Origin of the sequence: Kordiimonas sp. UBA4487, assembly GCF_002389025.1 — a bacterium.
GTDB lineage: Bacteria > Pseudomonadota > Alphaproteobacteria > Sphingomonadales > Kordiimonadaceae > Kordiimonas > Kordiimonas lacus.
The window spans coordinates 220,341-240,569 of the sequence record NZ_DGNR01000004.1; the positions used below are offsets into that span (position 1 = coordinate 220,341).

General features: G+C 57.7%; 20 protein-coding genes. 2 read left to right on the forward strand and 18 right to left on the reverse strand.

Translation table 11 applies throughout. The features are described from left to right. Positions 1–333 precede the first annotated feature (333 nt). Entirely contained in the window at positions 334–2,763 is a 2,430-nt protein-coding gene (locus tag B3Z17_RS04730; protein WP_286828768.1) for an ABC transporter permease, read from the forward strand. A 3-nt stretch (positions 2,764–2,766) separates the two neighbouring features. Here B3Z17_RS04730 and B3Z17_RS04735 read toward each other — a convergent pair whose 3' ends face one another. The 11 genes from B3Z17_RS04735 to B3Z17_RS04785 all read right to left on the reverse strand — a co-directional run bounded on the left by B3Z17_RS04735 (position 2,767) and on the right by B3Z17_RS04785 (position 12,328). Then, positions 2,767–3,060 carry a hypothetical protein gene (locus B3Z17_RS04735; RefSeq protein ID WP_286828769.1) on the reverse strand — a complete coding sequence of 98 codons (294 nt, stop codon included), beginning with the start codon at positions 3,058–3,060 and terminating at the stop codon, positions 2,767–2,769. A gap of 32 nt (positions 3,061–3,092) precedes the next feature. Next, complete coding sequence (locus B3Z17_RS04740) at positions 3,093–3,962, reverse strand: TIGR02285 family protein (protein ID WP_286828770.1); 870 nt, start codon at positions 3,960–3,962, stop codon at positions 3,093–3,095. Positions 3,963–4,082: 120 nt separating this feature from the next. Then, positions 4,083–5,012, reverse strand: a complete 930-nt coding sequence (locus tag B3Z17_RS04745; protein WP_286828771.1) for a TIGR02285 family protein — start codon at positions 5,010–5,012, stop codon at positions 4,083–4,085. Positions 5,013–5,153: 141 nt separating this feature from the next. Then, positions 5,154–5,867, reverse strand: coding sequence for a GTP cyclohydrolase I (folE, locus tag B3Z17_RS04750; protein WP_286828772.1), 714 nt, complete (start codon positions 5,865–5,867; stop codon positions 5,154–5,156). A 179-nt stretch (positions 5,868–6,046) separates the two neighbouring features. After that, positions 6,047–6,661 carry a hypothetical protein gene (locus B3Z17_RS04755; RefSeq protein ID WP_286828773.1) on the reverse strand — a complete coding sequence of 205 codons (615 nt, stop codon included), beginning with the start codon at positions 6,659–6,661 and terminating at the stop codon, positions 6,047–6,049. Between the two features lie 50 nt (positions 6,662–6,711). Beyond that, a complete protein-coding gene (locus tag B3Z17_RS04760) occupies positions 6,712–7,434 on the reverse strand; it encodes an RNA polymerase sigma factor (RefSeq protein ID WP_286828774.1) in 723 nt (240 codons plus the stop codon). A 320-nt stretch (positions 7,435–7,754) separates the two neighbouring features. Continuing rightward, complete coding sequence (locus B3Z17_RS04765) at positions 7,755–8,414, reverse strand: PAS domain-containing protein (RefSeq protein WP_286828775.1); 660 nt, start codon at positions 8,412–8,414, stop codon at positions 7,755–7,757. An 886-nt stretch (positions 8,415–9,300) separates the two neighbouring features. After that, positions 9,301–9,849, reverse strand: coding sequence for a PAS domain-containing protein (locus B3Z17_RS04770; RefSeq protein ID WP_286828776.1), 549 nt, complete (start codon positions 9,847–9,849; stop codon positions 9,301–9,303). A gap of 68 nt (positions 9,850–9,917) precedes the next feature. Then, the gene (locus B3Z17_RS04775; RefSeq protein WP_286828777.1) at positions 9,918–10,580 is read right to left on the reverse strand and encodes a hypothetical protein; all 663 of its coding nucleotides are present in this window, start codon (positions 10,578–10,580) and stop codon (positions 9,918–9,920) included. 201 nt (positions 10,581–10,781) lie between these two features. After that, complete coding sequence (locus B3Z17_RS04780) at positions 10,782–11,354, reverse strand: hypothetical protein (RefSeq protein ID WP_286828778.1); 573 nt, start codon at positions 11,352–11,354, stop codon at positions 10,782–10,784. A 14-nt stretch (positions 11,355–11,368) separates the two neighbouring features. Continuing rightward, positions 11,369–12,328: a YdaU family protein gene (locus B3Z17_RS04785; protein WP_286828779.1), complete on the reverse strand. Its 960-nt coding sequence runs from the start codon at positions 12,326–12,328 to the stop codon at positions 11,369–11,371. 310 nt (positions 12,329–12,638) lie between these two features. On the opposite strand from B3Z17_RS04785, the gene B3Z17_RS04790 reads away from it, so the two are divergent. Continuing rightward, on the forward strand, positions 12,639–13,349 hold the full coding sequence (locus B3Z17_RS04790; protein ID WP_286828780.1) for a hypothetical protein: 711 nt from the start codon (positions 12,639–12,641) through the stop codon (positions 13,347–13,349). Here B3Z17_RS04790 and B3Z17_RS04795 read toward each other — a convergent pair. The 7 genes from B3Z17_RS04795 to B3Z17_RS04825 all read right to left on the reverse strand — a co-directional run bounded on the left by B3Z17_RS04795 (position 13,346) and on the right by B3Z17_RS04825 (position 19,978). After that, complete coding sequence (locus B3Z17_RS04795) at positions 13,346–14,008, reverse strand: hypothetical protein (protein WP_286828781.1); 663 nt, start codon at positions 14,006–14,008, stop codon at positions 13,346–13,348. The two genes, B3Z17_RS04790 and B3Z17_RS04795, sit on opposite strands and share 4 nt — an antisense overlap. A gap of 1,231 nt (positions 14,009–15,239) precedes the next feature. Next, positions 15,240–15,635: a hypothetical protein gene (locus B3Z17_RS04800; protein ID WP_286828782.1), complete on the reverse strand. Its 396-nt coding sequence runs from the start codon at positions 15,633–15,635 to the stop codon at positions 15,240–15,242. A 147-nt stretch (positions 15,636–15,782) separates the two neighbouring features. Then, on the reverse strand, positions 15,783–16,583 hold the full coding sequence (locus tag B3Z17_RS04805; protein ID WP_286828783.1) for a hypothetical protein: 801 nt from the start codon (positions 16,581–16,583) through the stop codon (positions 15,783–15,785). A 53-nt stretch (positions 16,584–16,636) separates the two neighbouring features. Further along, a complete protein-coding gene (locus tag B3Z17_RS04810) occupies positions 16,637–17,527 on the reverse strand; it encodes a substrate-binding periplasmic protein (RefSeq protein ID WP_286828784.1) in 891 nt (296 codons plus the stop codon). A 337-nt stretch (positions 17,528–17,864) separates the two neighbouring features. Continuing rightward, entirely contained in the window at positions 17,865–18,407 is a 543-nt protein-coding gene (locus B3Z17_RS04815; RefSeq protein ID WP_286828785.1) for a PAS domain-containing protein, read from the reverse strand. A gap of 5 nt (positions 18,408–18,412) precedes the next feature. After that, a complete protein-coding gene (locus B3Z17_RS04820) occupies positions 18,413–19,198 on the reverse strand; it encodes a hypothetical protein (RefSeq protein WP_286828786.1) in 786 nt (261 codons plus the stop codon). A 102-nt stretch (positions 19,199–19,300) separates the two neighbouring features. Next, complete coding sequence (locus B3Z17_RS04825) at positions 19,301–19,978, reverse strand: TetR/AcrR family transcriptional regulator (protein WP_286828787.1); 678 nt, start codon at positions 19,976–19,978, stop codon at positions 19,301–19,303. Between the last annotated feature and the right edge of the window lie 251 nt (positions 19,979–20,229).

The window sequence follows — 20,229 nt, forward strand, 5'->3', positions numbered from 1 at the left end:
GGTGAACGCATTACATGTATTGTCTGGCAGGTGCCGGCACCCGGCAAAACGGAACTGACTGAGACATTGAGACCCCTGAAAGGCGCCTCGCCATACTCACCCTACAAACCCGCCCCCACGGCCAGTTGCCCCATGCCACATCAGCGAAGTCACACGCGCGGATGGCAACCGAAACAGGGTTGTTATTATGCCATTTTAGGTATCATAAAACGCCGCAAAAGTCGAGCAGGATCGGCAACACCGCCTGCCGCCACCGGTTGTATTTTCGTTATTGCAAAATGAACTCGCATCACTAAGGTTTGTGTACTGGAAACGGGATTGGGGGAGTTACCGGTGAAAAAATCATTCAGCTTTTTCAAGGCGTCGATGCGCCTGTGGCGGCGGCATATCATGGGTGTGCTGGTGGCCGTACTCGGCCTGGCCTGCGCCTTTGCTGTGACCACCACAGTCGCGCTTTATATCCATGACGGCATGCGGTCTGACGCCTGGCTAGCGAACGCGGACCGGCTGTACCGCGCCAACGAACGCTGGCTGATGAACGGCAAAGAAGGCGTGTTCGGATTGATGGGCAGCACCGGGCTGGAGGTCGGCCCGCTGATAGAGGAGAACACACCGGGCGTTCAGGCCACCACCCGGCTGTTCCCGATCCAGGCGGAAGTCACCAACAGCCTGGGCGACAGCTTCAAAACCGACATTATGATGGCCGAAGCCAACATGGCGGACCTTTTGGCCTTCCCCGTCCAAGTGGGGGATATCGCCCAGGCGCTCAGCGACCCATCAGGCCTTGTGCTGACGGCCGAGCAGGCAGAGAAGCTGTTCGGCGGCGACGCCATGGGCCAGACGCTTACGGTAACCTACAAGGACCAGAGCTTCGACCATAAGGTGGGCGCGGTGCTGAAGCCCCTGCCGCCCAACACACAGTTTGCCCTGAATGTGCTGATCCCCTGGAACGATGAATGCATGGATGTCAAGGACGGCCTGGGCACGGGGGCCGAAGCCTATACCTATATGCTTATGGAGCCAGGCGCGGATGAGGAGACCCTGAAGGCCCATGTGGCAGAGCAGATCGCGCCCATGCGGCCACCCCACGGCGACATGACCTTCAAGATGACCGTCAGCCCGGTGATCGGGTCACAATATTATTCCAAAGCCTATAACGACATGAAGCCCACCACCTCCACCCGCATGAGCCGGATCGTGCTGATCATGGCGGCGGTGCTGCTGATCACCGCCTGCTTCAACTTCGTGCATCTGTTCACCTCGCTCAATCTGGGGCGCGGGCGCGAGGTGGCCATCCGCCGCATCGCGGGGGCCACACGGGCGCACCTGATGGGTGTATTCCTGATGGAAGCGGGCGTGATGGCGCTGGCCGCCTATGGCCTTGGCCTGCTGATCGCGGCGGACATCGCCACGTCTGCCGACATGCTGCTGAACGGCGGGGTGAAGATATTTGCCGCCGGGCGCGGGCCGTTACTGCTGGTTGGCAGCACCGCCGCCCTACTGGTGGCGCTTCTGACCGCGGCCGCCATGATCATCCAGATCAGCCGGATGAAGCCGCAGGCGCTTCTGCACCACAGCCAGCGGGCTGTCACCGGCGGGCGCGGTTGGCTGAAAAGCGTGCTGGTGGGCCTGCAGGCGCTGGCGCTGGTGGGCAGCCTGATTGCGGCGGCGCAGATTTACCACCAGTTCAACCATTATCTGACGCTGGAGCGCGGCCTCCGGGTCAATGGCGTGATGATGATCCCGCCCCCGTTTGACGAGAGCCAGTCCGCGCGCTTCAAAGGCGATTTCCGCAAGGAGCTGGAGGCCCTAAAGGGCGTGGGCGAAGTGCATGAAATCCACCACCCGCCGTTCTCCAGCGGATTGATGCTGTTCAACCTGAAGGGGCCGGGCATGGACGCGCCCATCCAGACTGCGGTGAATGATGTGGGCCCGCACTATTTTGAAACCTTCGACATCACGCCGCTGGCGATCGTGGATGAAGAGTTCACAGGACTGAAGCATGTCATTGCCCTGCCGGAAAGCAGCCTGAAAGCTTTCGGGTTCGAGAGCCCCGAGGCGGCGATCAACCAGACCCTGACCAGCGTCTATAAGAACCGCGAGGGAGTGCCGGACAAGACAACCGAATACCGCATCATGGCCGTGATCCCGGACGTAAAAGACAGCGGCTACCGCCACCGCCAGCCGGTGGTTTACGGCCTGACAGACCTGTTTGAGACCTGGTACACGAGATATGTGGTGCTGGCGGACACGGACGATCCGGCGCTGAAGGAAGCCGTACGCAGCCTGTGGCTAAGCCACTTCCCGGACTTTGAAAAAGACGCCGAAATCCGCTGGTTCTCAGACGCCATCGCCGACCGCTACCGCAAAACCGAAAGCATGGCCAAGGCAGTGTTCGCCATGGCAAGCTTCTGCCTTTTGTTGTGTCTTGCCGGGCTCTACGGCATGGCCAGCCACTATACCGCCACCAAGGCGCGGGAGATTGCGCTAAGGCGCGTATTGGGCGCAGGCAAGCGGGAGGTCAGCCAGCTTTTCCTCAGGAAGATGCTGCTGCCGGTAACCATTGGCGGGGTCATTTCGCTGGTGCCCACCTGGTGGCTGATGATGCGCTATCTGGAAAACCATGCCGAGCAGGCCGTGCTACCACTCGGGGTTTACCCGCTGACACTGGTGACGATCATACTTGTCGCCGCGCTGATGCTGATGGGCCACGTGCGCCGCGTGCTGCGCCTGAGGCCCGCCAGCGTGCTGTATCATGAATGAGGGCTATGGCAGCTCCTCAAATACGACGCCGCAGCGATGGCATTTTTTGTCGGCGATCGCTTGGAAATACCAGGGCAAATGACGACCAAACAGTTTCCTGTAGCCAAAAGATGCGCCACAATTTGGGCAGCCACGATTTCGGCTTATCCACCACACTGCAGGGATGTTGAGAAGCAACACCAAACTGGAAAGCAGTGGCTGGCCTGTCACTGCATATAAAACGAAAGCTCCAATCCCACAGGACCAGAAAATCCCGTTCACCATTCTATTGTAAGCTTTTGCAGGATTGGTTGCCATTACACACCGTGTCCCTTGATGCTGCCCGCGCCCTACTCGCCGCTGCTGGCCGCCTGTTCCTGATTGTGGTTGGTGCGCAGGTCCAGCCAGGGGCTGAAAATCTGGTCAAACACCTGGGTGGTTTGTTTGTCGCGGGCGATGGCGTTGACGCGGGCCACGACTTCATGGCCGAACGGTGTGTCCGAACAGCCGAAATGGCCTTCCATCACCTTCGCTTCGCCCTTGATCGGGAACGACAGATAGCCGTCACCCTGCCCCAGTTTCGCGAACTGATAGGCCGCTTCAAACGGAAACCCGAACGTGTAATCGAACCGGCCGCGCGCCATCAGTTTGGCAAAGCCCGGGTGCGGCACGCGCACCATGGCGATCTCGTCCGACACATCGTCAACCAAGCCATTGATGGCGGGGCTGTAGGCGCGGTCTTTGGTGACACCCAGCATCAGGCCGCTTTCGCGCACGAAGGTGGGCAGGTCAACCGCGCCGCCCTCGTCCATAAAGCTGTGCACTGTTTGCTCATGCTCGCGCAATACAATCAGCCGGTTCGGCAGCAGGCGAAACAGCGGGTCTGTGAAGGCCATGAGGTTTTGGCGCTCTGCGGTTTTGAACACGCCCGCGATGCAGACATCGCCGCGCGACACCATTTCCTGGATCGACCGGTTCAGAACCGCTTCCACTTCCACGTGATGGTAATCAGGCAGGCGGTTTTCGATATACTTCAGGATGCGGTCACCCACGCCGGCGCCCGTGTCCGGCCCACGGCGGATAAACACCGGTGGGTTATGGTCAAAATGCCAGTAAATGGTTGGCTTTTCGCCGTCCCTGCCGGGCCCGGCCATAGCCGGTTGGATGTAAAAGAGTGAAGCTATCGCAATCGCCACAACAGCCATTTGGATGAAGCGCATTAAAAAATCCGTCAATAAGTTCCGTCTCGAGCAGGATGCACCCTAGCCATGCCGGGTTAATCTAACCTTAACGGGTATCGGAATACGGATTTTCGCGCAATAGGCGTTTTCAACAAATGTTCAGTTCTGATCGCCAGGCCGGGCGTCTCGCTCGCGCAGGGCCCTGCGATAGTCAGCGCGGGCCGCCACATCCAGCCATTGTTCGAAGTAGCGGCGGAAGGTTTCCGGGGCGCCTGCCTCAGATGCCGCGCGGTTGATGTCGGCAATGATCTGTCGGCCAAGTGGCTTGTCCGCGCAACCGATGTGGGAATCCATAAGCCGCACCTCACCCGCCAGGGGGAAGGTGATGAAACCGTTCGGGTCGCCCAGCTCGCGGAATTTGAAGGCGGCTTCATAAGGAAAACCGAAGGTATAGTCTATGCGCCCCCGCGCCAGCAGCCTGCCATAGCGCGGCTCTGGCATTTCCACATGGGGCAGGCGGCTTTTGTGGGTCTTCAGCCTGGCGTTGATCTGCGGGCTGTAGAAACGGTCTGTCACCAGGCCGACCATCAGGTCGGGGCTTGCAAGCAGCTTTTCAAGCACCACTTCGCCCGCTTCATTCAGGAACGGCTTCATGATGGCGGCCCGGTCGCGGCGCACCACCACCCGGTTCGGCAGCGTCGACGACAGCGGTTCGGAATAATGGATGAAGGCCTCGCGCTCCGGCGTCTTTAATACCCCGAAGATGCATGCATTGTCGCGGTCCTTCAGGGCTGAAAGGCCCCGGTTGAAGGTGGAACGCACAAACACATGGCGGTAAGCGGGGGTGTGGCGGATGATATCGTCCAGGATGCGGTCGCCGTAGCCTTGGCCTTTCATCTCGCCGCGCGCGATGAAGGTGGGCGGATAATCGCCGCCATACCACATGACGGTGGGCTTGGCCGCCGCGCCTTCGGGCCGCAGCACGGAAGGGTCGGTGGGCAGCGGAACCGGGGTGTCCTGTGCCCGTGTGGGCGCCAGCTGAAGCGCGCCTGCCACTGCCAGACATATGAACCAATATGCTTTGATCAAACCGCAACTCCGTGCCTCGCCCGCAGCCCAAAAGGGCCTGGATAAAAGCCTAACGGAGAAACTTTAAGTGCCCCTTAACGGGGGAGGCAGGCGAGAGGGGAAAGTGCAAAACGAGGACTGGGGAATTCCAAGTCAAAACTTTTACGTAGTAATCAGATTCAGAAACTCCAGTCTTAGCGCCGCATCGTCCAGGAAGGCGCCTCGCATGACAGAATTGCGCATTAATGCGCCATCGTCCTTCACGCCACGCCAATGCATGCAGAAGTGTGTGGCCTCCATGACAATTGCCAAACCGTCAGGCCGAATGCATGTTTCCAATTCATTGGCCAGCATTGTAACCGCTTCTTCCTGAATTTGCGGCCGGTTCATGATCCATTCTGCAAGCCTTACGTATTTGGACAAGCCGATCAGATCCGAGGACAGTTTCGGCATGACCCCAACCCACAGCCGCCCCATTATCGGACACAGATGATGAGAACAAGCGCTGCGCACAGTAACAGGTCCCACCACTATCAATTCGTCAAGATGGGAGACATTGGGAAATGCCGTCAGAGACGGTGGCGCTTCATAGCGACCTCGAAATATCTCATCCAAAAACATTTTGGCAACTCGCTTAGCTGTATCGATCGTATTGTGGTCGTTCTCGACATCAACCACCAAGGCACGAAGTACATTCCTTAATTGCAGTTCAAGTTCGTCGCGAAGCTCATCCAGTTCGTTTTCGTGAATAAAGTCAGCGATATTGTCGTTAGCGTAAAATCGATGTCCTGCCTCCACAAGTCGGCGACGGATACGCTCTGACGCGCTCGGCTCAGCTTCAACCTTAATGCTTTGTATATTGGGATCGAATTGCACGGAAATTTCCTTGGCTCAGGCGATAAATTCTGGCTGGACCCGTTGCACCACCCACAGAAACCTTGAGAAGGGGGGGGGCGTTTCCATGAGTGGCCTGGGAAATTTGCTCCCGGCATACCTGATGCCGGGACAAATTCTGCAACAGCAGATATCAACTCATCGGGCGGTGATTATGGCCGCTAGTGCAGCTTGGCTAACTTTACGTCCTTCATTCCCAGTGCTTGCGCAACATCATACATGGCCTGATTCAAAATTTTGTGCGTGGTCTTGTCTGCGGCAAAGCCAGCTTTCTCGTTGATGTCCACCATGACACGATTGTGGATTGGATGGGAAACAGCCTTGTCAAACATATAGCCGCTCCAGAATGTTCCATCCGGCGTCAGGCCAGCCTGAACCAGCACTTTTGCAAGCTCCAAGCCCGAAAGCGCTGCAGGCTCAGGCAAGGTGATGCCTCGTTCATCCGCCCGCTTGAGGCTATAGATAATCGCCATATCCATACCGCTGATAAAGGTGTGCACTTCCTGTGTGCCATACTGTTCAGTCAGCTTGGTGATTTCGGCATTGACTGTTTCCTCACCCAGCATGGTGACAAGAGCGTTAGCAAAGCTGAAATCCTCTACTCCTCCGCCAGCTTCAACCAACGCCGCCGTAACAGCCAGAGCCGGCTCACCAACATAGGCAGCACCGCCGAACATATTGACCGATGCAGATTGCTTGCCAACGGCGGTCGCCTGCATGGGGCCTGCCATCAGCGTGGCCACACAGGCCGTTAACATCAATGACTTGATTTTCATGGGTATATTCCTCTCATACTATCTATAAATTCGAATTTATTTGCCTGTGGTCAGTTCGGGACGACCAACCCCAGGCGCGCTAGTTGGCTCACAACATAGGCGGTTACGGAATCGCAACGTTTGCCTGCGAACTCGAAAGCTTCGGATGCCTGAACAAGCATTCTTTGGGCCAGATCCACACGAAGCATCTCGCGAGCGCGCGACAGACGTTTTCTTACGAGCACTTCACTGATTTCCAGACAGAAGCTGGTTTCAGCGCCCGACAGGCCCTGCACGTCCCGGAGCACAAAGACACAGCGATACTTCGACGGCAGGCGCTGAATGGCAGATTCCAAAAGCTTTCTCAGTTCGTGCCGTTGGGCCTCTGTTTCAGGGGTGGCGTGGTCAACCATGAGAAATGCCATTTCATCCCCTGGTGCTTTTTCGCCTTGCATTCGAATAACCTTCTCATCGCCTAACGAAACCATTGGGCGCTCGCGCCGCTTAAGGCTGATGGCCTGATTGACGACAATCCGTGTCAGCCACGTCCTGAGACTGGCGCGCCCCTGAAAGGATTGAAGATGGGTAAAGGCACTCAGGTAAGCTTCCTGAAGAACCTCTTGTGCAAGCCTTTCGTCATCCAACACTGCTCTGGCTGCGCGAAACAGCGCCTGATTGTGGCGACGCACAATGAGTTCAAACACGGCGCCGTCTCCCTGACGGGCCCGTGATACCAGGTCGGCGTCTGACAGGTCTGCCAGTGAGTGATCCGGCGCCGCTATTGAATAGGTCATGGTGGGTCTCCTGGTAATTCCTTTTGGAACGCCTGTGATGCATTGGACGCAGCCAATCTGGAAAAGGTGACAATTTTTTCCACACTGTTTGGATGAACGCCGCAAACATGTTGCAAGCAGCCTACCATATCGCCAGGCGCGTTGTGTCGATGGGCGGGATTGGGAAAAGAGCTGAAGCGAGAATGCTTGGCATGGGAATGCCCGAGGAACTCTCGTCTCTTCCTTCGGTTCAGGAATGGCCGTGTATCTGCGTACAGGTAACTGATAACCAATCCCACCCAAATATACGGGGGAAATATTTGGGGAAATAACGGTAGCCGCTAATAGGAGGATGCGGCGGCGAGGGCGCGGTCTGTTGCTGCGTTGAAGACGGCCGGGTCCGGCACGCTGGAGGGCAGGCCGAAGCCCAAGTCCAGATACTGGATGTGGTCGATAAAGACATGGCGGCCGTTTTGTGGGGCGCGTTCGTGGCTAAATTCGCGCGCGATGTCGCCCACACCGCACAGGAACCGTACGGTGCCCGACGCATCGGCAAGCGGCAGCGACGCGCCGTTCAGCCGGAGCGTGGTTTCGCCGTCCAGGTGGATCGTGCGCCGGGTGATCACGCCGCACGGCGTCTCCACCAGCTGGCGCCAGAAGGCCATGAAATAATCGCGCTGGTCGCCTTTGTAGGACGCCAGGAAGCTCTCGCCCGTCAGCCGGCGGCCCATCTGTTCATCAAGCGCCGATCCCACCAGCCGGTTCCGGAGGTCGTCGCCGGTCCATTCCGCCAGGAAGTAGTTCGGCAGGAAGGGCTTGAGGCGCTGCATGGTGAAGGCCTGTTTGGCCGGCACGCGGGCCGGGGCGTGCGCGTCTGCGGTTTGCTCATTCGCCAGTTGGCGCCAAAGCTCGACAAAAGCCGCAACCTGCCTGGACGCCGGGACGTCGGCCCCATTGGCGTGGCGCGTGAAATGAATGTCGGATGTCTGGAAACTCGTCATATGTGCCTGTGTGTCGTGTTTGCCTGGTGCGCCGCCTGTGCCTATGCACGGGATTTTCCGGCGTCTGTTGGGGCCGTGGTTGAAGCCCATGGGCCAACCATACCCGGCAGCCTGCCGGTTGACCAGCCCCTGTGCGCCAGGCTGCCTCCGGGCTGCGCCGGAATGCTTCTGGTGGTTTGAAACAGGATAGCCTGAGGGAGAGAAACCGAGGGCGCAGAACGGGAGGCACGGGAGGTACGGGAGGCACATGAGGCCGGGCGGCGACGCAGCGCCTGAAAACGCCGAAGCAGAAACAAAGAGGGCGGAAGGAAACTGGCGTGAGAACAACGGGCCGGAATAAGCTGGTGCTGGCGCAGAGGTCCAGAACAGGGCGGAGCAGAAACAGTGGCCCTGAAAAGAAAAAGCAGAAGGAAACAGAGGCCCTGAAAAGAAAAAGCAGAAGGAAAATGGTAGGCCCTGAAAAGAAAAAGCTGGCCCCAGGTTCAGGATCCTGGAGGCCAGCTACATTCGGTCACTATGGCTATCCCTACCCTGCAATAGCAGGCAGGGTCGGCGCAAGTGTTTTTTTGCTAAAATCCTAGCTTTTTCTGAATTTGTTTATCGGCTGGCGCAATCCACCTTTCGAAGCACATGATACAACCACTTATTCTGCCATCGAAATTTTCCATCAATCCCGTTACCCCGCCATGATTCCAAAGGCTTTTCATATGGCATTTTTTTTTGTATTGTGCGCCCAGTTGGGCTTGGGAGAACGCAATGAAACAGTCGTGCACAAACGCACGGCCAACACATGGCTTGCTGGTGTTGGTTGGCGTGATTACATTTTTTGCTTTGATCGGCAGCACATTTGTATGGAGCCTTGGCGCCATATAGTGGCGTGGCGCTGCTATTTTGCCGCGTCGGGCAGTCCGTACCCCAGGTCCACAAACTCACTTTGCAAGACTTTGACTGCAACATACTTGCCCGGTTGGATATTGGTCGGCATCAGGTCTGTCTTGCTGGCGGACACGCCAACAATATAGCGACATTCACCCTGCTCTGACGTCATCGGCAGCGACAATGTGGTGATCTCATGAGATTTACCGTTCTGGAAGGTGGCCTCGCGCTTGAAACGGTGGCCACAGGGGGTCGTCAGCACAGTCGTCACCATGTCGGCAACCATGTCCCGCGTTTCATCGGGACACAGATCCAGATAGTTGGCGCCGGTCATCGGCATGGGGGAAATGGCGTCGAGTGCAGTCCCCGACAGGCGCACCAGCAGATCATCCGGCGCCCGGCGCTCCATAAGGAAGACAAAGGGCAGCAGGTCACGGATTGCCACCGGGTTCAGATTTGAACGCCTGGGCACCCCGCCTTCCTCTTCCTTGAGGCGAAGCCAATAGGCCAACAATGCTTCAAATTTGCCGGCAGCATTAAGGGATGAATAGGTTTCCATCCCCTAACTGTTCGCCTACATGGTTAAAAACTGGTGAAGATGGGCAGATTTCTGCGCTTTAACGGATTTTACCAGTCGACATAGCCGCAATAGTATTTTTCATCCGACCGCTTTGCCCGGTAGCTGAGTTTCTGGGGCTTGCCACCACCACGCGGGCGCAGCACCTGGTCCACCATGAAAATCAGCCGCTGACCAACCTGGCCGGTGACAGAGTCGAGCTTGACGATATATTCCGTGAGCGGCTTCTGCTTGCTGTCAGGTTCAAAAATACCGTTCCACACCTGCCGGTCTGCGTCGTATCGCATGGTAACCCGCTCAATCGATGTCGTCACGTTGCAGCTGACCTCATTCGCCAGTGTATCCAGATAGATCTTATAGTTGTCCAGCGTGGGATCGGCGCAAAAGGTAATGGCTGGCTTCGCCTGCCGCCGAATCATCTGTTCTTCGGTTTTGCCGATTTTCTTCTGGAACTTCAGAACCCGGATGTGGCGTTCAATGTCTTTCACCTCAGGCGCCGCGCATATGGGATGGTCCTGCCACTCCTCCATGCTGCGGTCCTTATACATGCGGAGCAGCATGTCATTGACACGCTTGTCACTTTTCTGCGCCGCCACACGGCTGACGAAGAAGCTGCATGTCATGGTGAATTTATCGTCAATATAGGCACAATCCCCGGAAAGGGTTGCGGGGAAGGCACTGCGTTGGAGCTTCAGGTCCTTCAGGACAGGCACAACAGAAGTGCCCTCGGCGCCCTGAAGGGCGAAAGCGGCGCTAAATGAACTAAAAAACAAGGCCGAGAAAATCAAAATTTTCCACATAGTATCTACCAATTAAAAAATGTTCTCGACCCAATATCGTTCCCCAGGCGCCACTATACACAGCTGTTTCATTTGACGCTACGGCCTATTTATTTTGCGCCCCGCCTGTGTTCTCTACTGACGCGGCCTGCCCTGCATTTCAACCAACCCCGCCAGCCACAATAGTGCGCCATCATACCGGCGCTTAAGCGTCCAGCGGGACCAGGACACATCCAGACTGCGGCGCACCTTGGCCCAGGGGATGCGAGTGCTGCACTCACCGTCCTGGTGCCAGGCTGCCCAGAACAGAAGCTGCCTGTCTTCGATTTCCGGAAGCAGCAGCAACAGGTCCAGTGTCGGTTGCATCTGGTCAATTTCCAGCGCTGAGATACGCACCTGCCGCCGGGCCTGAAAGCTGGTGAGGCTGTCGCGGGCATAGGTGCCGGGCTCTGCCGCGGTTTCGGGCCACAGCGCACCCCGCATACGCAGGTACCCGGCCTCCCGGTCCGGCAGGCGGCGGAGCGTCCAGCAGGCGGAGACAAAGCGCATTTCAAGCCGGGGCGCGATATCTTCCCGCGTGGGTGCCACCATCCGGCCACCACCGGCGCAGGCGCAGCTGGCTTCCTCAAATATTTCCAGTGCGGTGGAACGCAGGGATCGCTGGGTCATGGCACGCTTGATTGGGTGCGCTCGGGATTGCAGGTTCATGGGTCCTCCTGTCGTCATGATGATTTCTTGTTGGCCTTGCCTGACGGCAAAACCCAGCCCCAAAGCGGGCCGTATTCAGCAACGATTTCATCCGGGATGGATTTGTTTGGCTTCACCGTGGGGTCAGGGTCCAGGCTGCGCGGCAGGAACTGCGGGTGGTCGGCGCCGATGCGCCAGTGCCGCGCCAAATAGTCGCCCCGAAACCGGCTGGACGGGTCGCCCAGGAACAAGCGCCAGTCCGCGACCGAGGTTGGGTCAAACCGCCGCTTAGGCGGGGCGGGTGGAAAGGCCTCTCTGTGTGCCTGCCCTGCCGTATGCGCCCCCAACCGCTTGTCGCGCGCCTCAATGATGGCAGGGCTATAGTAGGCAAGCGAAGCTGGCACCCGACCTGAGCGAGCCACCTCACGGCGGCGCAGGCGCTCAACGGCGGGCAAGATATCGCGGCTGAGGTCAGCGCCCGCTGCCTGCCATTTCAAAGGCTCGCTTGGGTCCAATCCCACAACATCAAGCCCGGCAGCAGCGGCAATATCCTGCAGACATAGATCAGCATCTTCTGCTTTTGGTTCTGGAGTCTGGATTCTGGTTTTGGTTGCCAGCTTCCTGGGGGTAGCGACCGCTTGGCGATCGCCAGATGTGCGCGCCGCCTTCGCCCTGCCACCCTTTGCCCCATTGGCGCGGTTCCTGGCCACCCGGGTTTCGACGCCCTTATAGACGTCCGTCAGCTTTTTCTGGCGCCACAGACCGTCTTTGACGGTGAAGAAATCGGCAATCACGGGCCTCAGCCGTCGCCAACGCGGCAGCGTTACCCCCACACTGCGGGCGAGGAAACGGTCATCATCCTTCAGGGCACAGCCGCGTGTCCGCCAGGCGCACATCAACAACAACAGATACACACCGTGTTCCTCTGCTGTCAGGTGGCGGGTGTCGGCCAGATAGGCGTCCGTGAAGATGGGAAGGGCGGGAAATTCAGCCACCGAAGCCTCCCCACAGCGTAACCACGAAAGGGCACATCAGAATGCCCAGTGCAACAAGCGCTTCGCGCACCACAAATCCGTGCGGCGGAAAGGGACCACCGGCAAGCCAGCGGCCCTGCGCAGAACGGTGCGGGGTCAATTCCTTAATTTCGCGAGGTCGCCCATCCTGCCCACGACGGAGAGACGCCCCTCTATTCCTGTATCCAGACTCATTCATAAGCCAATAATTACGTTATTCGTAATTTTATTCAAGCCAAGATCGTAAAAACTGCGTGACATTTTTTACATAATTCGTAATATTGCCCTTGACATGCCAAAACAAGACTGGATACGAGCCACCCTCAAAGACAGAGGGTATAAGCTGAAGGACGCAGCGGAAGCCCTGGGGATTCCGGCACCGCGGGTGACCGATATTCTCAAAGGCGCACGCGGCGTGCAGGCCCATGAGATTCTACCGCTGAGCCAGCTTTTAGGCATGAATGCGCCGTCACTGCTGGAAAGCCTGAAGACCGGGGAACAGACATTTGTCAGCGCCGGCGAAGATGGCCGCCTTCCACTTCTGGGCAGTCTGACGGGAAGCGGCACGCTTGCGCCCCTGCCCGAAGACATCAGCTTTACCTCCGTACCCCTGCCGCCTGATGCGGGCGCCAGCGACGGGCTTTATTGCTATGTCATGGGGGACGCCTCCATGGCGCGGGAAATCCCGCCCGGCAGCCTGGTGATTGCGGCAGACCCCAAGCATCATTATGCGCCGGTCGCGCCGGGTGCCCTGCTGCTGGTGGATCTGGACGACGGCAGACTGGTGCTTCGGCAGTTTACCAGAACCGAAAGCGGGGAAGACTGGCTGGTCCCCCTGCCCGACACCCCCAACCCGGATTTCAAAAGCTGGCGCTTCAGCCTGCTGAGCGACCTGATGCCGGACGGCGCAGGCACAGATCAGGAAGTCCTGCGCATCACTGATGTGGTGGCTTCGGTAATGTGGGTGCACCAGCGGCGTGCAGCCAAGCCGCAGCCGGCCTAGAAAGCCACCGGCTCACCCCAGTTCTTGTCGATTTTTTCGATGAAATCCCGGTTTCGCGGTGTGTCCTTGCACACCATCGACATGTGAATGGCGAACGCAGGCGAGCCTTCCAGCTTGCGAAAGGCTTCCGCGCCTTCAATATCCGGCAAGGTTGCTTCCAGAAGCGTGGCCGCCTCGACCCGTTTTGAGCGCAACATGCCGACGACTGAATCATAATTGGGTGCAAGCGTCCAATTCACCCGGTCGTCATCCTGGAAGGAACTAAACAGTTCGGCGCCACTTATGGTCACTGCCGACTGCACATCACCCGGGGCGGTCAGCGGGCTGCCCTGCAGCACATAGTACCAGAATTTGAACAGCATCATCGGCGCTGACGCGACTTCGCCTTCCTGGGCCCGGCCCGTAACACCCACCGAACACCCCGTCGGGTCTGACCGATACTGGGTAACCGCCCGGCGAACCGGTAAAGGCTCAAGATAATAGCCCACCGATAGCGCATCAAAGCGCTGGCGAATGAGTTTGACAGCCAAGCGCGTACTGTCATCGGGGCGATTGAAATAGGGCGATGGCCAATAGATGGTGATGTCATCCGCGGCCGACACCTGTGGCGCACTGACAAAAAGTAGCAAAGCGGCAACAAGGCTGCGTGTCATATCCATCCCATTTCCCTCATGGGCGCATTTTACACTGCAGGCGGGCATTTGCCACTCTATCTCACTAACTTTCATTTTTCGTAATTATATGATTGACAATTAATTACGTTATTCGTAATTTTATCTCACCAACACCGATGAATGCGGTGGGACGCGTGAACAGGCATCTTCCCCAAGGCCACCGTGGGCCGGAAGCAAGTGCCATCACAAATCCCCGGGATGGATGCCCAAGCCTCCTCCCCCCTATGGGCGCCCCCCGCGGTTACCGGCCCGGCCTGTCCGGCAATGGTATCGCCCACTGCGCTTATCGGCAGTTGGTCCCCAAAAGGGTCGCGCGTTCAAGCCGTCCCGGGGCTTCTTGCTAGGCATCTCCCCGCCTGTCCGCGCTGCCCCCGGGCGTGGCGTGCGGAGATGCCGACGCAAAAAAGACTATTTAACAATGGCTTATAAAAAAGTTATCTGCCTGGTTCCCAAAAGAGACCCCCCGCTCGTTATAGCATCAGACACTTGCCGGTCAGGCAGCGGCTTCCCCCCTTAGCCGCGCCCGAAGGCGCTAGGACCACAGCCTGCTGCAATGATCCTCCCACCCCTTGGATGCAGCAGGCCAACCAGCCCTTCGATACTGCCTCGGGCACTGACCGATGGCCGGAACGCAGAACACCCATCCAAGCCCTGCGTTCCGGCCGCCTCCTCATCACAATGAAGCAAAGCCGCAACCCACGCGCGTGTCACTATTGAGTGATCCTGTCGAAAAGAAGATGCAAACAAGCCTGTGCGCGGTATAAATGATGCATGTGCCAAGCTGGTTACCCCCATCAACGAGCTTGGTACTCAGGAAGGCTGTGAGCCCCTGCGGTATCACAGCCTTCCGTTTCCTTCCGGAAACAATACCAGCCCTAAATAAATCATGGCGCCAAATTGGCGCCATGATCAGGGAGGAAGCAGGTTTTCTAATCTTTTCGCTCAGTCAGGAAACCACTTTGCGTGGTCAGTCTGGGCGGTCACTCGGGGTCGTCACTCGGGCCGTGTTGTTATTCTTGAACTCAACCCTTCAACTCAGAACACCGTCTCGATTTCGAAAGCTGTCATTTCTCGGGTGCTTGTGCATTCTGGATAGCGCGCACCGCCCCCGTCGTCATCTGCGCTGCGACAAGCTGCACCCAGCTTGCGATAAACAGAAAACGCCCCGCGATCCATTCAGACCGCAGGGCGCTTTAATTCGCAATCGGATAATGGCTTAGCTATCGTCGTCGTCGCCTTTACCCATGGATTCCTTCAGCGCCTTCCATTCGGCTTTGTGGCGCTCTTTCATCTCTTTCTTTTCAGCCTTATGGGCTTCTTTCATCTCTTTCTTTTCGTCCTTGGACATGTCTTTCATGCCCTTCATGGATTCCTTGTGCCGGGTCATCATGGCCTGCCATTCTTCATGGTGGCGCTTCTTCATTTCGGCAGCTTCGGGGCCCATGGCCTCGTCATCCATCATTTTTCCGTGCTTGCCCTTGTGCTTGTCTTTCATCTTTTCATGCTTCTTTTCATCGCCGTGATGATCGAAGGCATAAGAGGCCGGCGCGGCCACTGAAAGTGCCGTCAGTCCCAGAATACAAGCTGTCGCAAGTTTTTTGATCGTCGCCATTTCACATTCTCCGTGTATGCAGAAAGAATTCAGCTATGGCGGAAGGTGCCTGAAAAGAAATCAGCCCTGGCACTCAATACTATGGTTGTCCCTACCGCTAGCAGCCTCACACTATTATCACAAGAAGGCGAAATCTGGGCATCCAAATCACGACTTCGGCATGAAGCGCAGGTCAACACCCGCTGCACCGAACACCTCAGCCATGTCGCCGGACGCCACAAGATTTGCCAGGGCTGCATTGAAGCCTTCGACAAATTCCCGGTTCTCCGGGGTGTCATGGCAAACCAGGGAAACACCAACCCGGATCAGCGCCAGGTCCGGGTTATAGGGCGGCAGCGGGCGCCCCAGGGTTTTGAAGACAAAGACATTATCCGGCAGGGAACCAGACATATGATCCACCCGCCCGGCAATCAGCATCCGCGCCTTGGCGGTTTCCGTTGTGGTGGGCAGGAATTTGGCACCATACCCTTCAAGGACCGTTGGTAGCGCGGAACCGTTCGGATAGGCGACCTTGCGGCCCTCCAGCGCCTCAAGCGACGGCAGAGGCGGCTCATCAAACCGGCTGAAAATGTGGCTTTCCACCCATATAAGCGGCTGGGCCTGGATATAGGCTTCAGGGTCCTCAATTTCCCTGCCCTTTACCATATGGCCGATGTCACTGGGATAAAGGCAGCTGCCGACATTGCTTTTGAAGTCAACCTTGGCGCGCTTGTAGGGCAATGGCTTATAGGCCTTTGGGGCCTCCATACCATGCAGCACAGTGTTCAGCACGTCATTATAGAAGCCGGTACCGTCGAGCGCCAGAGTCATGCCCCAACCGGTACCATATATGTCGCCGGAGGTTTCAGCGGGCGCGGGTGCAACTGCGCCGCCGTCAGCATGCGCGAAAGACAATGGCGCGCACGCCAGCCCCAACAATCCCAAACTCAATGCGGCAGCGCGCATCATCGGCAATCAGCCCCTTCGCACAACCCCCACGGTGCAACGAACAATCGACTATATCAGCGAATATTGCTGAAGGGTACCCGTCTGCCCGGGTGTACGAACCGAAGCTTCGATCCCGCGGCAGGTACAATGTCATTCAGGTCAGCGGCACCAGCATAGGGTGTTTCCGCAACGCCGGCAGCAGCCAGACGGTCTTGGAAGGCCGCGCTTGCCTGCAATTCGGTAATGCGGTCGTTCACCTGTCGGATGAAGGCCTGGTTGGCAGCGGTGTTGTGGCACACAACGCCGACACCAGCGTCAATCAAGAGAAAGTTCCTGTCATAGGATGCCATGCGGGTATCCAGGGACTGAAAGATCAGATGCTCATTCGGCAGCATGCCCGACATCATATCCACCCGCCCGGTAATCAACATCTGCGCCTTGGCTGTTTCATCGTTGACCGAGATCAGCTGCGCGCCCGTACCCGCCAGAAGCTTGAGCATGACAGACCCCGTGGGCACCGCCACGGTCTTGCCATCGAGATCCGCAAGCGATTTGGGCGGCGTGACACCCGCGGCTGCAAACAGATGTTCCTGCGCCATGAAAACAGCGTCTGTTTCAATCAGATCCAGGCCGACATCATGGCCACCGGACAGCAGAACCGCGCGCGCCGAAGGATACAGACAGGCAGATTTATCCGCCAGGAACTGCGCCCGCGCCCGCCTGTATGGCATCAGCTTATAGTCAACCGCCTTTTCAGGCAGCGCCGCCAGATCATTGAAGATGTCATTATAAAAGCCCGTGCCGTCCTGCGCCAGCGTCTGCCCCCAGACAGTGCCATACACGGTTGCTTTCGAAGTTTCCAAATCTGGAAATTGCCTGTCAGCTGCCTGAATACCGGTCGCCGCCAACAACAGCAACACTATCGAGACAATACCCGACCCCACCACAAAAAATTTACGCAACACACTCTCACCCAAAGCCTGATTATTATGCCAGGTCTCTGCTTCATGGCACCTCTCTCGGCGTCCCGTTCCCCCCGGTCTGCCATGCCATGTCGCCCTTTCCCGCAAAAAGGCTATTCAAAGGGAGGCCTCAAAAGCAATGTCAAAAGAGACAATTTACCTATAATTTTAGCTTTTTACGGTGCGAGAAAATCGCAACTGCAGGCGCCGATTTCATTATGCATCCATAAGAAGAGCACCAATATGGTTAACGCCGCAAATTCGCACGTTTAATGCCCGGCATTACAGATTTGAGGCTTTTGACAGATTCGGAATAACTATTCTGGGGAGCCAAGTCGCATCAGAAGCGCCCAACACGGGCCCGCTCCACCGCGGAATATATGAAGAATTGATCAACCGTTTCACCGTCTTTCGACAGTGGGAAATAGAGCACGCTGACATCAACATATTCCCGTCCGTCCGACAGCGCCTTTGACAGCCCCAGGGCCGGCTTCCGGCTTTCGATACAATGGTTGGCAATGCGGCACACCCGCCGCTGAACCTGCTCGCCATGATACTCACTGATCAGTTTGCCGGTCGCTTCCCCATAAAGCGAGCTGATCTCGGTCCCCATCAGGCGGTAACGGGCATCCACCACATTGCCAGCATCGTCCTTGACGGGTTCCAGGATGGTAATGCGCGGCAGATATTTGCTCAAGCTCGACGGCGACACATCAGAGCGACTGTTAAAGGGCCTGTCACCGCGCTTGGCGGCCATCAGGTCAACCAGCGCCGCCATGTCCTCCCGGATGGCCAACCCATCCTCCACTGTCACCACATAGAAATGGTCTGCCCGGGGCCCCATATTCTGGATTCGGCTGAGGTCATTCTCAAAAGACGACATACTCGTTACTCTCCCGCCTTCATGCTCAACATCACTGACTGATGGAAAAAATCAGCGCCGCCAAGCCGTTCCAGCGCGGCATCCAGCCGGGGCACCAGGTATGCCTTGTCCTTGGCCAGAACGTGATAGATCACAACATCATCAACCTTTGCGAACTGGTAGGCACCAGCATTCAGGGCGGGCAGCGGCTGCTGCTTAAAGGAAACAAACAAGACGAATTCGGCACGGCCACTATCCAGAAGCGCGCCGGAATCCTTGAAATCCTGCAATGCCAGAGAGACAGCCCCACTCGCCTTGACCCAGGCACTACACCAGGCGATGGCCGGCCGATGGGCAACAACTCTGCCTTCAAAGGTTGCGGGCATGCTGCGCCCACCATGCTTGCCATCATAGGCCACCATGGCGTCCAGCCGCATTATGGGGGCAGACAGTGTCACCACATCACCGCCATAGTCCTTCAGCCAGGCATCCGACCGACCAACCTGGCCATGCACCCGGCCCTGCAACTGCATGCCGTGCGCCCGCTGCACGGGTACATAGCGCAGCTCTACGCATAATCCGGCTTCCTTGTACAGCTTGCGGATCGGGCCATTCACAGCCTGGAACATCGGCAGGTCACTGTAGCTCGCCAACCGAATGCATCCGCTTTCCTCGCGCGCCTCATCATCCAGCGCGCGAGCGGGCGGCACGCCAGCAAAAATGCTGGCCAACAGCAACGCGAAAGCAGCGCACACCAAAAGGCGCGCACTGCCAACTGCATCCTCACATCGGTTCAGCGCGTTAAAGCTCATGCCTCATTATGGGCTTGGCCGGGTAAATAAATGCTGAAGCGAATTTCGCGCTAAACCCGCTCAAATACCTTCATACGTTGCACTTCCGGCCCTGCCACAAGGCTAATCCTGCAGACTGGCGTAAAAGTGCCGCAGCAGCGACCGGTGCAGCGCGTCTGCCGGTTTGGCCGGCGGATGATAGAGAAGCATCTCCCGCGTCAGCCAGAAACTCTCGCGCAAGGCCTGCGCGACATCGGCGCCCGAATGGGCCTTGAGCACCGTATGTTCTGCCGCCAGAAGCTCGCCGATCCTGTCGGCCGCCGCATCAAAACTGGGGCCCAGGCCGGAAAAATCGCCGGGCTCTGACATCTTCTGCGCCATATCAAGCGCGCGGATCACCCCGCTCCGTTCGGTGCACAGGCGCATAAACAGGCTCACCATCATGCCCGGCGCCTCGTCAATCAAGGCTGGGCAGGCTTCAAGCTCCCCAACAAGCGCGGAAACCGTCTGCTCGCATTCCTGGCCCAGCCGGCTGTCCAGGCAGCGCAGGAGCGCCGTTTTATCAACAAAGCGATTATAGAAGGACCCAACAGACGCATCTGCCCGGCGGACGATTTCCTGAACCGAAACCTCGTGCCAGTTGCGCCGGGACAAAAGCCCCTCGGCTGCATCCAGGAACCGGAAGAATGTTCGTTCGCTTCGATTTTGCGCCGGGCGCGACACCCATCGCCCGTATGTCCATGCGCTGGTTGTCATGGTGCGCCGCCCAGGCGCCCCGCCTTCGGCCGCAATTGCTGCCATGAAAATCTCCTCTAAAGCCTCTCAGCGGGCTTGCCGCATCGGCACCCCGCACACCCCAACCGCACAGGCATGAAAGCCGGAGCCGCCTATCATCAGCTCCCCTGACACCAAGACAAAAGCCACGCGGCTCAGCGCCCCGGCTTCCCTGCCGTGATACTCGAAACCCGCTACGCACTACAAAACTCGAAACACCCCCTTGGCCCGGCACACCGCACCAACACACAGCGACCGACGCCGGGCAAAAGCCCAGG